The 14,874-nt window shown below is 68.4% G+C and carries 12 protein-coding genes; 6 read left to right on the top strand and 6 right to left on the bottom strand.

Translation table 11 applies throughout. The annotated features are described in order from the left end of the window. A partial coding sequence (locus QH276_RS12525; RefSeq protein ID WP_280406737.1) for a TerD family protein occupies positions 1-1,658 on the bottom strand: 1,658 nt, incomplete at its 3' end. A gap of 166 nt (positions 1,659-1,824) precedes the next feature. After that, complete coding sequence (locus QH276_RS12520) at positions 1,825-3,138, bottom strand: TerD family protein (protein ID WP_280397049.1); 1,314 nt, start codon at positions 3,136-3,138, stop codon at positions 1,825-1,827. A gap of 266 nt (positions 3,139-3,404) precedes the next feature. Between QH276_RS12520 and QH276_RS12515 the strand changes: the two genes are divergently transcribed. From QH276_RS12515 to QH276_RS12500, 4 genes are all read left to right on the top strand, one after another. Beyond that, positions 3,405-4,028 carry an AIM24 family protein gene (locus QH276_RS12515; protein WP_280397050.1) on the top strand — a complete coding sequence of 208 codons (624 nt, stop codon included), beginning with the start codon at positions 3,405-3,407 and terminating at the stop codon, positions 4,026-4,028. Between the two features lie 3 nt (positions 4,029-4,031). Then, positions 4,032-4,730, top strand: a complete 699-nt coding sequence (locus tag QH276_RS12510) for an AIM24 family protein (protein ID WP_280397051.1) — start codon at positions 4,032-4,034, stop codon at positions 4,728-4,730. A gap of 17 nt (positions 4,731-4,747) precedes the next feature. Continuing rightward, positions 4,748-5,488 carry an AIM24 family protein gene (locus QH276_RS12505; protein ID WP_432278556.1) on the top strand — a complete coding sequence of 247 codons (741 nt, stop codon included), beginning with the start codon at positions 4,748-4,750 and terminating at the stop codon, positions 5,486-5,488. Between the two features lie 130 nt (positions 5,489-5,618). After that, the gene (locus QH276_RS12500; RefSeq protein ID WP_280397053.1) at positions 5,619-6,584 is read left to right on the top strand and encodes a DUF389 domain-containing protein; all 966 of its coding nucleotides are present in this window, start codon (positions 5,619-5,621) and stop codon (positions 6,582-6,584) included. 7 nt (positions 6,585-6,591) lie between these two features. Here the strand turns inward: QH276_RS12500 and QH276_RS12495 are convergent, their stop codons facing one another. The 4 genes from QH276_RS12495 to QH276_RS12480 all read right to left on the bottom strand — a co-directional run bounded on the left by QH276_RS12495 (position 6,592) and on the right by QH276_RS12480 (position 12,724). After that, entirely contained in the window at positions 6,592-7,437 is an 846-nt protein-coding gene (locus tag QH276_RS12495) for an HAD family hydrolase (protein ID WP_280397054.1), read from the bottom strand. Continuing rightward, entirely contained in the window at positions 7,437-10,142 is a 2,706-nt protein-coding gene (locus QH276_RS12490) for a phosphoribosyltransferase (RefSeq protein WP_280397055.1), read from the bottom strand. The genes QH276_RS12495 and QH276_RS12490 overlap by 1 nt, the downstream gene beginning before the upstream one ends. Before the next feature lie 146 nt (positions 10,143-10,288). Beyond that, positions 10,289-11,503 (bottom strand): HpcH/HpaI aldolase/citrate lyase family protein, encoded by a 1,215-nt coding sequence (locus QH276_RS12485; RefSeq protein WP_280397056.1) that lies wholly within the window; start codon positions 11,501-11,503, stop codon positions 10,289-10,291. Between the two features lie 12 nt (positions 11,504-11,515). After that, complete coding sequence (locus QH276_RS12480; RefSeq protein WP_280397057.1) at positions 11,516-12,724, bottom strand: hypothetical protein; 1,209 nt, start codon at positions 12,722-12,724, stop codon at positions 11,516-11,518. 188 nt (positions 12,725-12,912) lie between these two features. On the opposite strand from QH276_RS12480, the gene QH276_RS12475 reads away from it, so the two are divergent. Together QH276_RS12475 and QH276_RS12470 are read left to right on the top strand one after the other, a co-directional pair. Next, complete coding sequence (locus QH276_RS12475; RefSeq protein ID WP_280397058.1) at positions 12,913-13,488, top strand: TerD family protein; 576 nt, start codon at positions 12,913-12,915, stop codon at positions 13,486-13,488. A 229-nt stretch (positions 13,489-13,717) separates the two neighbouring features. Beyond that, on the top strand, positions 13,718-14,830 hold the full coding sequence (locus tag QH276_RS12470) for a DUF475 domain-containing protein (protein WP_280397059.1): 1,113 nt from the start codon (positions 13,718-13,720) through the stop codon (positions 14,828-14,830). Positions 14,831-14,874: the final 44 nt, after the last annotated feature.

Here is a 14,874-nt window from a genome sequence, read left to right as displayed (position 1 = left end):
CCTGCGCGCCCCCGCGCCCCCCCGCGGCGCCGCGGCCTCGGCGGGGGGCCCCCCCCCCCCGCGGCCCGGGCGCCCCCCCCCCCCGGCGCCGCCGGAGGCGGCGCAATCAAACTCAGTATCCGGGCTCGTCGTTCGGGCTCCTGGGGTAGCAGGTCGAGGTCGAGTTGCCAGGCGTTGTTGGTCCACGGATCGAACAGTGGGGTGCCGGTGAGCGTCGGCAGATGGCGGCAGGCGCGGGAGAGTGCCGCCACCGTGCTGTCGTGCGACTCGGATTCGTTCGCGCCGACGATCACCGTCGACAATCCGATGAGATCGCCGCGGGCCAGCAGCGCGACCAGGCGTTGCGCGTCCGTGGACTGGTAGCCGTGCGGGAAATCCGCCGCCAGCAGGATCCGGTGTTCGGCCGGTGGAACGCCCTGCCCCGAGTTGTAGGCCATCTCGGCGAGTTCGGCGGCATCCACCAGATGCTGCAGCCGCGCCGAGATATCGGTGTGATCGGTGATCGGCGGCCCGGCCAGCACCGGCGCCAGCATGCCCGTGAATCCGGCGAACGCCCCGGTGAGGTCGATGATGTCGACCACCGTGCGGCGGCCCGGCGCGGCCCGCAGCAGCCGGGCCAGTAGCGCGCCGATCACCGGTGCCACCGCGGCGGCGGATTCGGTATCGACCCACAGCGGCCGGTTCAGCGGAACCGGTACGCAGTACGGAACGCGCAGTGCGCCACGTTCCGGCGCGTAGAGCTCGCCGAGCCGGATTCCGTCGGACGGGGTGGCCGGGCGATCCCAGGCCGGGGAGTCCCAGGACGCCAGCGCCGCGGGCAGCATCGCGTCCGCCTCGGTGAGTTCCCGCTGCAGTTGGGCGCTGTCGCCGCGGTAGCGGTCTTCCGCCGCGGCGATGAGCTCGTCGTAGCGGCGTTGCGCGGCCGAACGCGCCGCGTCGGCGGCGGGAGTGTTGCGGGTCGCCGGGTCCGATACCGCTGCGGAAAGCTCCTGGTCGAGCCGGTCGGCGGCATAACTGCGCGACGATTCCAGGGCCGCGGCCGAACGTGCGGCGTCCTCGAAGATCATCCACAGGCGCTCCAGCCCGTGGCCCACCTCCAGGGTTGGTGTTTCGGCCTGCGCCGGTGCCGCGGATACAACGGGCACCGTGGCGTCGGCAACCGTAGCCGCGGCGGCCGCGACCGGCGGCGCCGCGGATACGTAATCCTGTGCGCCGTGGGCCCGTAGCAGTTCGGCGAGTCCGCCCGCATACCCCTGTCCCAGGGCCCGCAGCTTCCAGCCGGCGCCGCGCCGGTACAGCTCGAAGCAGATCAGCGCGGTTTCCCCCGCTTGCGGTGTGATGACGAATTCCGCTACCGGCAGATCATTTTCGGTCAGCGTGGCGGTCACCCTGCCGGGGACGCCGGGCGCCGAGGCGATCAGCAGCACCGCCTGGGCGTCCGCCCGTACCTCCGCCGGCGTGACGACCACGGCCGAGCCCTCGAGCCGCACGCCCGGACCCACCGGCCGCTCGGTGAGCAGCACGTCCGTGGCCGAGGTGACTCGTAGATCCGCGGCCACCACCAGTGCCGAAACCGTCAGCGGTACCGCCGCGTCCACCTGGAAGCGGGCCCGTCCACCGTCGAGCGTGATGTTCTGGCCCGCCTGCAAATGCTTCATATCGTTTCCCCCGTTCCGTCGCTCACGCACGGCGTGAGCGAGGGTCCTCCGTGGTGACGCTCCACTCCCGTCTCCGGGCCCGACTCGCTCACGCTCTGCCCATTCGGCGTCGGCGAGGGCCCGCCGTGGTTACTCTCCTCCGCTGCCACCGCCGGGCCCGACTCGCTCACGCCCCGAGGAAGCGGCCCAGCTGGGGGATCGCCTCGCCCGGATGTTTGGCGTTGAAACCTTCACCGATGGCCTGCATCTTCCAATCGGCGCCCGCGCGGAACAGTTTCGCCATGGCCATCGCGGTGGTCGGCGTGCCGCCGGTGAGCGAATAGCGCGCCAGCTCGGCGTTGTTCGCGCCGTCGATCAACCGGCAGAAAGCGTTCTGCACCTGGCCGAAAGTGTGGCCCTTGTAGGAGGTCACGATGAAGACCAGGCTGTTGACGTGCGCCGGGATACGCGTGAGGTCGACCAGGATCACCTCGTCGTCGCCGGCACCTTCACCGGTGAGGTTGTCACCCTGATGGCGGACCGAGCCGTCTTTCGAGGTGAGCTGGCCGTAGTAGGCGACATCGACGGGATTCATATCCGCGAACATCACCACCGAGGCGTCCAGATCGATATCGACGGTACGGCTGCCGAACATGCCCCGCTGCTGCACCGGATCCCAGCCCAGGCCCATCTTCACGAAGGTGAGCGCGACACCGTCCTCCTTGCGGAGGCTGACCCGCTGCCCCTTCTGCAGGCTCACCGGGCCCGTCTTACTCAGGCTGATCTCACCCGTGGGCTGCGCCGGAACCGGTGCGGGTGCAGGAGCACCCGGCTGATAACCCGGACCGGGCGGCGGCGGATACCCACCACCCTGCGGCGGATAGGGCGCGGTGGGCGGCTGCTGCGCGGGGTATGCCTGCTGGGTGGGCGGCGGTGGAGGGGCGGACTGCGGAGCCGGCGGCGGTGGCGGCGGCGCGGACTGCGTCTGCGCGGGTGAATCGTCCACGGTGACACCGTGGTCGGTGACCAGCGCGGCGAAACCGCCGGCATACCCCTGGCCGACTGCCCGCACCTTCCAGGCGCCCTGCCGGCGATACAGTTCGAGCGCGATCACGATCGACTCGGAGGCCAGGCCGTCGATCCGGTACTCGAACAACTGGGTACCGGACTGGTCGGAGACATAGGCGACCGGCGGCGCGAAGCGGCCGAAATTCGCGTTCGGATCGTCGAGGGTGATGACGGCCCGGACCTGCGCGATATCGGCGGGTACCGCGCCGAGGTTCACCGCCAGCGAAGCCGGCTGACCGGCCGGACCCGGCCGCAGATTCACGCCGGGACCGCTGGGCTGGTTGTAGAACACGAAATCGGCGTCGGACCGAACCTTGCCCTGCTCGGTGACCAATAGTGCGGACAGATCGGCCGGAGCGGCCAATTGAATCGAAATCACCACATCGTTGGTGGCCAGTGGACCGTTCTGGCCCTTGGCGAGTGTTGCGGACAAGTCAGACCCTTCGCTTGTCGGTGCGTGTCATGCCACTGTACGAGAAACGCGCCGACCACGAATCTCGTTAACACCTGTCGGGGAGCGCCCGGGATGGATGGACGCGATCGAACTGCGCCGATTAGGGTAGCGGCGAAGGATGAGCGCCGTGTGGGTTCGGCGCTCGGGGCATGGCATGAGCGGGCCAGGCCCCCCGAACTCGGAAACGAAGCGTAACCACGCAGGGCCCTCGCTCATGCCCACTGAACGCGACAGGCGAATTCTCTATGGCACAACTCTTCGAACAGTCGAAGAAGGTAGTCGAGGCTCATCTCGCGAACTCGAGCATCCGGGCGATCTCCGGTTCGATGGTCGCCTACGAGGGCGCCGTACAGTTCAAATCCGCCGGGTTCGGCGGCGGCGAGGGTGTGCTCGCGGGGATGAAGCGCCGGGCCACGGGCGAGAAGCTGTCGCTGATGGAATGCGGTGGTCAGGGCCGGGTTTTCCTGGCGGTCAACGGACAGTACGTCTCGGTGGTCAACCTGAACAACGAGACGCTGCAGGTCGAATCACAGCAGTTGCTGGCCTTCGCCGGGAATCTGCGCACCGATGTCCGGTTCGCGGGTGTGCGCGGCGCGTCCAGCGGGCAGGGCCTTTTCACCACGACGGTGAGCGGCCAGGGACAGGTCGCCTTGCTCTCGGCGGGCGGGCCGCTCATCCATCTCGAGGTTTCCCCGCAGTTCCCGCTGGTGGTGGACCCGGACGCGTTCGTCGCGGCGCGGGGGAATCTCAACCAGTCGTTCGTCACCGATGTCTCCTGGCGGTCGGTCATGGGACAGGACGGCGGCGAAGCCTTCTCGCTGCGGTGGGACGGTCAGGGCGTGGTCTCGATCCAGCCGGCGGAACGGTAGGACATGTTCGAGAAAATCAACTCCAAGGTCGTCAAGGTCGATATCGGCGCGGCGGGCGGTGTGGTCGCCCGGGCCGGCGGCATGCTCTTCTACACCGGCGACGTGTCCTTCGCACCGCACGAGATACCCGGCGGCGCCGGGATGGGCGGTGGCGGCGGGCTGGTGCGGATGGCGGGCCGGATGATGGCCGGGGAACACCAGCGCACCATGCTGGCCCAGGGCACCGGGCAGGTCCACTACGGGTTCGCCGGACTGGAAGTCCAGGTGGTACCGGTGCAGCCGGGGGCGGTACTGCAGGTGGAAGCCTCTCGTCTGCTGGCCTACACCGCCGGACTGCAGACTTCGGTGGTCTCGGTGATGAGCTCCGGTGGGGGCGGCGGCGGTGGTGGTCTCATGGGGGCGTTGCGCGGCGCCGCCTCCGGCGCGCTCACCGGTCAGGGCATGTTCACCACGCAACTCTCCGGGCACGGTAGTGCGGTCCTGCTCGCCCACGGCGGCTACCTCGAATTGCAGGTCGGCGGGCCGAATCCGGTGGTGGTCGACCCGCAGGCGTTCATCGCCTCCTACGGCAACGTACAGACCGAGTTGAAGACGGCGATGAGCTGGCGCGACGCGGTCGGGCGCGGATCCGGCGAGGCAATGCAGCTGCAATGCGCCGGCCAAGGCATCGTCTACGTCCAGGCCTCGGAGGAGAAACTGTGAGCGAGATCCTCAGCCCGATGACCCTGGGCGAGAGTGACAATATCCCCGGCAACAGCTACGCCTACTGCATCGACCTGGTGAAACCGTGGTTCATGCGCAAGGGCGCGATGATCGCCTACTACGGCCAGATGCGTTTCCAGATGCTCACCCACGGCCTGCAGGGCCAGTTGCTGCATATGGTGGCGAATCAGTTCTCCGCCCCGCTGTTCACCGGCGACTATGTGGTCGCCGAGGGGCAGGGCAAACTGCTGATCGGCGATCGCGGCTACGACATCAACTCCTACGATCTCGACGACGGCAACCTGACCATCCGGGCGGCGAACCTGCTGGCGTTCGAGCCGGGACTGTCGTTGAACCAGTCGATCGTGCCCGGTTTCCTCACCCTGATCGGTACCGGGAAGTTCCTGGCCTCCTCGAACGGTCCGGTGATCTTCGCCGAGCCGCCGTTGCGGGTGGACCCGGAATCCCTGGTGGGCTGGGCCGATTGCCCGTCGCCGAGCCACCATTACGACCAGCGCTGGGTGTCCGGCTTCCTGGCGGCCGGCGCGGCGGCGTTCGGCGTGAATTCCGGGGAGGAGCGGCAGTTCGATTTCACCGGTGCGGGAACTGTGCTGATCCAGTCGAGTGAGAAGGTGCTCAGCGACCACGCCCTGATCCGCACGATCGAAGGCCAGTTGCAGAGCGGGATCACCGTTCCCGGCCTGCAGCGGTTGCAGGGTGTTATCGCGCAGCAACTGCAGGGCCAGCAGGGGTACTGAGCGGCAGGTCACCGCGGAAGGCCAGCGGAGTTCCACCCGGCAGGCAGGCAAGGACCCCGATCGGAAACCCGCCCGCCGTGTCCGGTTCGTCCGTGTAGGAAAAGCCCAGCTCCCCGGGCAGACTTGGCGCATGCTGCATCTGCGGGTGATGTCGCCGGCCGAATTCACCGACGACGTGCTGACCATTCTCGAATCCGACGACGCCGTCAGTGGTCTGGCCTGCGTGCGCGGTAGCGCCCTACGGCCCCCCGGCGACCTGATCCTGGCCGACCTGGCGCGCGAGGCCGCCAACGATATCGTCGAGAAGCTCCGGGCGACGGGCCTGCACCACCACGGCAGTATCGAACTGGAGCCGGTGCGCACCTGGATATCGTTGTCGGGGTATCTCGCCGAGATCCGGACCCCGGGTTACAGCGCCGACTCGGTGGTCTGGGCGGACGTCACCCAGAAGTCCTACGAGGAAACCGAACTCAACTGGACCTACCTGAGTTTCATGACGCTGGCGACGGTGCTCGCCGGTATCGCGATCGTCGTCGATTCGCAGGTCCTGGTGATCGGGGCCATGGTGCTGGGTCCGGAGTTCGGCGCGATCGCCGCGCTCGGGGTGGCGCTGGTCCGCCGGCGGGGTGCCCTGCTCGGCCGGGCGATCGCCACTTTGCTCTCGGGCTTCGCGGTGGCCATCTTCCTCGCGTTCATCGCCGCCCTGGGTGCGCGCGCGCTCGGCTGGATCACGGTCGACGTGGTCACCGGTGACCGCCCGGAGACGGCATTCATCTACACGCCGGACAAGTGGTCGTTCGTGGTCGCGTTGATCGCCGCGGCCGCCGGGGTGCTCTCGCTGACCTCGGCCAAAGCGGGTGCGCTGGTGGGCGTATTCATATCGGTCACCACCGTGCCCGCGGCCGGGAACATCGCGCTGGGTCTGGCCTTCGGCATCGGGTCCGCGGTCTGGGGTAGCGTCCTGCAGCTGGTCGTGAATCTGGCCGGCATGGCGCTGGCCGGCTGGGCGACGCTGGCCCTGCAGAACTTCGTCTGGTCCCGGATCTCGTTGCGCCGGGCGCGAACCGTGGAGCGGGCACGCCGCCGCATGCTCTGAGCCGGGTCTAACCGGTGGGTTCGGCGACGCGGCCCGGTACCGCGGCGGTGAACCAGTCGACGATCTCCTCCCCCGCCAGGATTCCCGTGGCGGAGGTGATCTCGATACCCGGATGAGTCCAGCCGAGTTCTTCGAGTTCACCGTGGCGCGGCCGGATCCCCCGGTCCGCGGCCCGCAGCATCTCCGCGTCCAGCGCGCCGTCGCCGGCGGCGAGGGTCACGGCCGCCGGATCGAGGCGACCGCTCGCGATCAGCCGCGCCCGGACCTCCGCCACCGCCCGGCTCTTGCACACCGCCACCGGCATGGTGTAAATCTTGCGACCCTGCCGCGACGCCGACCAGCCGCGCGGCCGGCACCAGCTGTCCCATTCCGTCAGGAAATCGGGCGGGGTGGCAGCCAGATCCACCACCAGGTAGCAGAACAGGTCGTCGGCCTCGCGGTATTTCAGCACCCAGGAATCGTCGATCCGGTCGCGTAGCGCGGCGCCGACTTCGGCGAGTGTGGCGCCGCCGGCCCGGACGGCGGTATCGACCGTTCGGCGCCACCGCCCGTCGGGTACGCCGTCCACCAGGATGTTTCCGCCGTTACTGGTCACCGCGAACGGCCACGGTGCACCGGGGAAACGGATCCGGTCGAATTGCGCGATGGTGCGGGTGGTGGTGGGCAGTACGGCAGCCGCCGTCGCGAGTTCGGCCATCGCGGCCGCGGCGGCCACGGTCATATACGACAGTGGGGCGCCGTCGAGATATTCCACGCAGACGGTCTCGGGCGCGGCGGCCTCGAAGGCATTGCGGGAGTAGATCATCGTGCGATCCAGATCGGTCGCGATCAATACCGGTTTCGGGGTCGCCATCAGTGCCGCACATCCTTGATCAAACCCATACACGAATAGGCCAGGTCCGGCACGACCTCCACCGGCACACCGCGGGCCTGCGCCAGCAGCCGGATATGCGCGTGCTCCGGGGCATCGGCCGCGCGCACCAGCACCCGCCACGGCACCCGCCGCAGCAGAACGCGGGTGGTCTCCCCGACCCCCGGTTTCACGAAGTTCACACTGTCGATGTTGTATTCGGCGCGCACCCGCTCCACCGATGCCCACCCCGCCCAGGTCGGGGTACGGTCGGCGGCGCACAACCGCGCGACCTGCTCGGACACCTCATCGCGGACCGAATCGAACGCCGCGGTGACGGTATCGATGAGCCGGCCGGACACGTCGTCGGCGGCGAGGTCGGCATAGAACTTGGCGCCGTGGAAATCCTGCGGGCCGATCAGATCGCGGTTCAGCACGGTGCGCGACACCAGCCCGGAGACGGTGGAATTCAGGCAGGCGGAGGCGATCAGGAAATCGTCGCGGGTGCCGTAGGTGCGCACACAGTGGCCGGGATCGGCGAGGACGGCGAGGTCGTCGTCGAAACGGGCGCCGCCGGCGGCGTGATAGGCATCCAGCGCCGCGGTGAGTTCCTTGGCGATGGCGCCTTTACCGGTCCAGCCATCGACGAACACCACCGCGGCGGGGTCGTGCTGCCGGGCCAGATAGTCCAGGGCCACGGCATCGATACCGCGGTCGCGCACGATCGAGACCGCGTAGTGCGGGATGTCCAGCCCCGGCCGTGAGCCGTACCCGCCGGCGAGCCAGCGGCGGATCAGGATGCCGATCGGTGTACCCGCCCGGGCCAGCGACGCCAGCACGATCCCGGTACCGCGTTCGGCGACCACCAGTTCAGCGACCGTGCCCACCGCGAGGGCCAGCCGCCGCGCGCTGTCGGCGAGCACCCGGTCGAACAGTTCACGATAGGCGGCGTCGGGCTGGTACTCGATCGGCAGCGATTCGGCATAGTGCGCGACCCCCGCCTGGATCCGCTGCTCACGATAGGCGAGATCGGCCTCCAGCTCGGCGTCCGACAGATCCTTCAGCAGCCACGCCACATCCTCCGGCGCGTAGGAACCGAAGTCGGGACCGTACAGCGGCCGCGGTCCACCGGCCGGGCCGGGCAGCGCAACTACAGTATTCCCGGCCGGCCCGGCCACAGCCGCACCGTTCGACTCGGCCGCTGCCGCACAGGTCGGCACGGCCGCTGCCGCACCATCCAGCTCAGCCGCTGCCGCACCGGTCAGCACGGCGGCTGCCGCTCGGGCCGGCTCGGCATCGGCCACAGCCGTTTTGATCAGCTCGGCCACAGCCGCCGCGGGCCGTGCCGGCGCCGGTTCGGGGTCCGCCGTGGTGGGCGACGCCGACTGGTTACCTGCCCCGGTCCGGGTCGACTCGAGAACGCCCGGGTCGGCGCTGGGAAGGACAGCCACCAGCACATCCGAACCCGCGGCGGTCAGTACTTCCACCAGTCCGCCTGGTGCGTGGAGCAGCGCGGTGTCGCCCGGTGTGTCGACCACGAAAACCAGGACCGGATCGGCGGTATCGTCGCCGGGCCAGCAGGCGTTGTACAGGAAGCGCGGCTGCTCCTCCCCGGGTTCGGGGGCCTGGAACCGGAAGCCGCGCCGCAGCGGATAACCCGGCTCGTCCAGGACGTAAGCCGGTGAGCGGGTGGTGGTCTGGTACCGCACGGCGATTCCCGATTCCGCCAGCGATACCGCCAGGCACAGCGGCAGATACATCAGCTCCTCGTGGCCGAGCACGATCACCGGGCGCCCGGCGTACTCGGTGGTGAGCTGGTCGCGCAGGATTTTCGCGATACCGGCGCCGGCCTGTTCGAAACCCGCCCGGTCGCTGCGCAGGAAACCGTGCCGGCCACCTTCGGGCACATCCACCGGCCAGGGCAGTTCGATCCGCGCCGTACCACCGCGGGTCCCGGCGACCGGATTGAGCTCGGCCTCCGGCAGATCCAGCACCGTTCCGACCAGGCCGTCCGGCAGCAGCGTACTGCCCGTGGCCAGGCAGACGGTCTCGATCCGCGCACCCAGCTCGGCAGCAACCTCGGCGAACCGGGCCCGGTCGGCATCGGTGCGCATATCGACCAGCGCGGCCAGCACATAGCGCGTCCGCGGTGCGAATTCGTGCAACGCCGCGATCGCGTCCAGCGCGGTGGCACCGGTCGAAATCTCATCGTCGACCAGCACCAGCGGCAACCCGGCGGTGAAAACATCACCGGGCATCGGCTGCAGCAGATGCGAGGTCGCGTGGGAATGCCCCTCCTCGAACCCGGTCAGCGTCTGCGCACCCGGGACGACTCGGCGGGTCGAGTGCAGATAGCAGGCGGCGTCGATCCGGGTCGCGACGCAGTGCCCGAGACCGGTCGCGGTTTCGGCGAACCCGAGGACGACGGCGTCCGACTCGCCGAGCGCGGCGCGCACCAGATCACCGAGCCGGTCACCGGCATCGCGCACCACCAGTGGATCGGTGGGCAGATGTTTACCGAGCACGGTGGAAACCAGCAGATGCGCGCGCCGCGGATTCTTCCGCAACCCGGGTTGGAGCAGATCGGTGATCACCGGCCGCGCGGGCAATGCGTCGGGAACCGTGCCGTGCCGGAAGCATTCACGGTGCCGCAACTCGATCCCCAGCACCCGAGTAGCCCAGTGCCCTTCCGGGCCTGACTCGCTCATGCTCTGCTCATCGCGTATGAGCGAGGGCCCTGCGTGGTCACGCTCCGCTACCGCCTCCGGGCCCGACTCGCTCATGCTCTGCTCGTCGCGTATGAGCGAGGGCCCTACGTGGTCACGCTCCGCTACCGCCTCCGGGCCTGACTCGCTCATACGGTGACCAGCGCTGATAGTAGGTCCACGAAGGACACCCCTTTCTTCGCGACCCCGAATACGCGGGCACGTGCGAGGGTGTGCACGGCCCAGCTGCGGTGGGGCCGCATCTCGTTCATCTTGTTGCGGTAGCCCGAAGCGGCGACCCCGCCGACCTCCACCTGCAGAATGTCCAGGGCATCGGTGTACTCCTCGTGCGTCACCACCGACAGCGCGTGCACCGCCGCCACATGGGACGGGTGGATCACCGTTTTGCCCTGGATACCGTTGGCGCGGTCCAGGGTTATCTCACGCAGCAGGCCGTCGAGGTCGCGGCTCACCAGATAACTGCGGAACGGCACCGCATCGGATTCCTCGAACGGCGCCGTGCGCAACAGCGGGCGGAACATGCGCTCGTGGTCGGCGAAGTACTCCCAGACCGGTCCGGTGATCACGAAACCCGTTCCGTCGGCGCGGCCCAGGTAGTTCACGATATCGGCAATGACATCGGCGATCACCCGCACGTCGTAGATCGTGAGGTCGCGGTCGCGGCGGATACCGAAGGTGGCACACATATCGGTCGCGCCGATCCGGACCGCCAGAATGCGTTCCCGATGCTCGGCGAGCAGCGCCGCGATCTGGGTGAGTTCGGAATCCCTGGTCTGCCGGTGCACCAGCGCCGGCGATTCCAGCACCGGCATGCCGTAGAGCGGCCGGTCGGGTCGCGCGGCGACCGCCGCGGCCAGCGCGGCAAGGTATTTCGGTGCCGATGCGCTGTCGAACTTGGGAAAGACGAAACCGGTGAGCACGTCGGCGCCCGCACCCAGTTGGTCGAGCAGTTCGGGCACGGTATCGGCGTCGCGTACCCGGACGAACAGCAGCGGGCTCGGATCGGGGCGCCGCGCCAGCTCCTCGAGGGTTCGCACAGCCTGCTGTTTGGCGGCGGCGACCTCGTGATCGGCGACCGCATCCTCCAGGTCGATCACCATCGAACACACGCCGCGTTCCGCGCGCCGCACGATCGTCGCGGTCAGGTCATCCCGGGTCGCCGGAACGTACAGGGTGGCGCCCAGCGCCAACGCCAGCAGCTCACGATCGGCATCGTCGTCTATCGATTCGGGCAGCCGATGGAACAGGGCCCGGGCATCCGGACCCTGTAGCTGCCGGAAATGACGGCGTGGTACCCGTTTGTGCAGGGAAACTTCCTGCCGGATGGCCATGCCTGCGGTCATCGAACCCCCGTCTCATCCTCGTTGTCCCGGTTGTCTGCGCATTCGTTCCACCACACCGGCAATGAATTCGGTGATGGTGTCGAGTTCGTTCACATAGGCCCAATAGTCGGGGTGCCGCCCCATGAGCGATGCGGTGACCCGGTCGAGCCGCTCGACCTGAGCGTCCAGTACCGAACCCCATTCGGCAACCAACCCCCGGGAAACAGCGAGCATCTGCGCGTCCCGGAGCCGGAACCGTACGGCCTCGGCGCGTTCACGCGGATCGTCGCGCACCGCTCGCAACTCGGTCAGCCGTTTGGTGACGGCATCGACGAGTTGTTCGGCGTCGGCGAGGTGGCCGCGCGCAGTCGTGGTCAGGTCAAGGGCCGGCTCCGGGTTGTGCTCGGCCGCGGCGGCACGAGCTCCGGCGAGGGCGGCTTCCGCGGCGGTGATATGACGCTGGCTTGCGCGCTCATTCTCGGCCAGATCGGCCGAACTCGCAGCATTGAACTCGCGCAACAGGGCAGAGTACGCGGGCCCCAGCCGTTCGGCGCGGGTGCGTACCGCTTCGATGCGGGTGGTCACCGAGGCGATGGCGTTACGCGCCGCGCCTTCCCGAGAAGGGGCTTGCGCCAACGCTTCCGACAGTTCGGTGGTCGCCGCGTCCAACTGGTTGGCCGTGGCCCGTACCCGGCCCCGTTCCGCGGCCGGCACCGCTTCCAGTGTGACGATTGCCTCATCCACCCGGGCGGCCGCGGCCCGCACCGAGGGATACGCCGCGTACTCGGATTCGGCGGCCTGCCCGCGCACCCGTGCTGCCTCGGCGGTGACCCGCACGACCAGATCCGGCACCGCCCGGTGCACCGCGACCGCCTCGTCGAGCCGGGCGCGCTCCCCGTGGTAGAACCGGTCCACCTCCTGCGCGGCCGCCCCGAGCTGCCGTACCACGGCATCCACCCGCTCCTGCCGCCCCGGCATGCGCTCCCCGGATTGCTCGGCCCGCTCGATTTCCGCGGTCAGCGCGAGATATGCCTCACCGGCGGCATAGCACCGGTCCCGCACCGGCGCCCACGCCCGGCCCAGCTCCCGTTCGGGAAAAATCTCCTCGGCGGCGACGGTGGCCGCGTCGGCGGCCGATTGCCGCCGGTCCAGATCCAGGAACGCCGTAGTCAGCGCCGACCGTGCCTGTTCGAACCACGGATCCTCGCCCGACCGGAACCATCCACGCCTGCGGCCTGCCACAGACCCGATGGTATGAGATTGCGGGCCCGGCCGTTCCCGCCGCTCGATATCGCCGGTGCAAGTGGGCTTCCGGCTTCGAATGGGCGCATGACGCTACGCAACTCCACCGAAAACCACTACTGTCGTTTCCGTACCCGGCGATTTCGGACATGCTGGGAATCGCAGACAACTACGAAAGGGAATCCCGCATGGGTGTCAGTTTGTCCAAGGGCGGCAACGTCTCGCTGAGCAAAGCGGCTCCGGGGCTCACCGCGGTCGCCGTCGGCCTCGGCTGGGATGTGCGCACCACCACGGGCACCGACTTCGACCTCGACGCCAGCGCGATCGCCACCGGAGCCGACAAGAAGGTCGTGTCCGACCAGCACTTCGTGTTCTTCAACAACCTGAAGTCGCCCGAGGGCAGCATCGAGCACATCGGCGACAACACCACCGGTGAGGGCGAGGGCGACGACGAGGTCATCAACGTCGACCTGGCGAACACCCCGCCGACCATCGAGAGCATCTTCTTCCCGGTCTCGATCTACGAGGCCGAGAGCCGGTCGCAGTCCTTCGGCCAGGTGCGCAACGCCTACATCCGCGTGGTGAACCGGGCGAACGGCGAAGAGCTGGCCCGCTACGACCTCTCCGAGGACGCCTCCACCGAAACCGCCATGGTGTTCGGTGAGCTGTACCGCAACGGCGCCGAGTGGAAGTTCCGCGCCATCGGCCAGGGCTATGCGTCCGGCCTGGCCGGTATCGCCCGCGACTACGGTGTCAACGTCTGACGATCCGCACCTCCGGGTAGCGTGAGGGGGTCCGGCAACGGGCCCCCTCATTCACGCCTCCCCAACGAGGCGGAGGGGACAAATTGGACAAAACGGCGGTCTACGGTAACGCTGGTGACAAGAGCGGTAACGCTGGTGACCAGAGGTTTCCGGATGCCGCCGACCAGGTTTCTCGTTAACGGCCGGGATACCGACCGCAGTCCGGCCACCGCACACGAAAGGTCCCAGCGTGGTCCTGCGAATATTCGGTTTCTCCATAGTCGTCACAGTGCTGTCGCTGGTGGTGGCGTTCCTCTACGGCGGCCCCACCGCCCTGGCCCTCTGCCTCATCCTCGGCATCCTCGAAGTCTCCCTCTCCTTCGACAACGCCGTGATCAACGCCACCGTCTTGGAAAAGATGAGTGAATTCTGGCAGAAGATCTTCCTCACCATCGGCATCCTGATCGCCGTCTTCGGTATGCGGCTGATCTTCCCGCTGGCCATCGTGTGGGTCACCGCGGGCCTGAACCCGGTCGAGGCGTTCGATCTCGCACTCAATCCACCGCCGGGCGATGCCTCACACTTCCCCGACGGCTCACCCAGCTACGAAACGCTGCTCACCGCCGCCCACCCGCAGATCGCGGCATTCGGCGGCATGTTCCTGGCCATGCTGTTCCTGAACTTCATCTTCGAAGACCGGGAAATCAAATGGCTGTCCTGGATCGAACGCCCCCTGGCCAAGGCCGGCAAACTCGACATGATGTCGGTCGTCGTGGCCGGCACCGGCCTGGTGCTCTCGGCAGAGTTCCTCGCCCACGAAGACACCCGCTCCACCGTGCTGCTCGCGGGCCTGCTCGGCATGATCCTCTACATCGCCGTCGACGGCCTCGGCTCGATGTTCCACGTCGAGGAACAGGCCGAAAACGCCGCCGGCGGCCCCTCGGAGCTGGCCAAGGCCACCGGTAAGGCCGGGTTCTTCCTGTTCCTCTACCTCGAAGTCCTCGACGCCTCGTTCTCCTTCGACGGAGTCATCGGCGCGTTCGCCATCACCGCCGACCCGATCATCATCGCCCTGGGCCTCGGCCTGATCGGCGCCATGTTCGTCCGGTCGATCACCGTCTACCTGGTCCGCCAGGGCACGCTGAACCAGTACGTGTTCCTCGAGCACGGCGCCCACTGGGCCATCGGCGCCCTGGCGCTGATCCTGCTCATCACCGTCGGCGATATCCACGTCCACGAACTCATCACCGGCCTCATCGGTGTCGCGTTCATCGGCGCCGCGGTCCTCTCCAGCATCCGCCGCAACCGCAAGGAAGACGAACCGAAGGAGCCGGCGACCCCGGAACCCACCCCCGTCGCCTGACCCGACAGCCGAACAACACGACCGCGGGGGGGGGCCCCCACGGA

The sequence above is a fragment of the Nocardia carnea genome (assembly GCF_029869215.1).
In the GTDB taxonomy this organism is placed as follows: Bacteria; Actinomycetota; Actinomycetes; order Mycobacteriales; family Mycobacteriaceae; genus Nocardia; species Nocardia carnea_B.
This window is presented reverse-complemented; position numbering and strand designations above follow the sequence as displayed.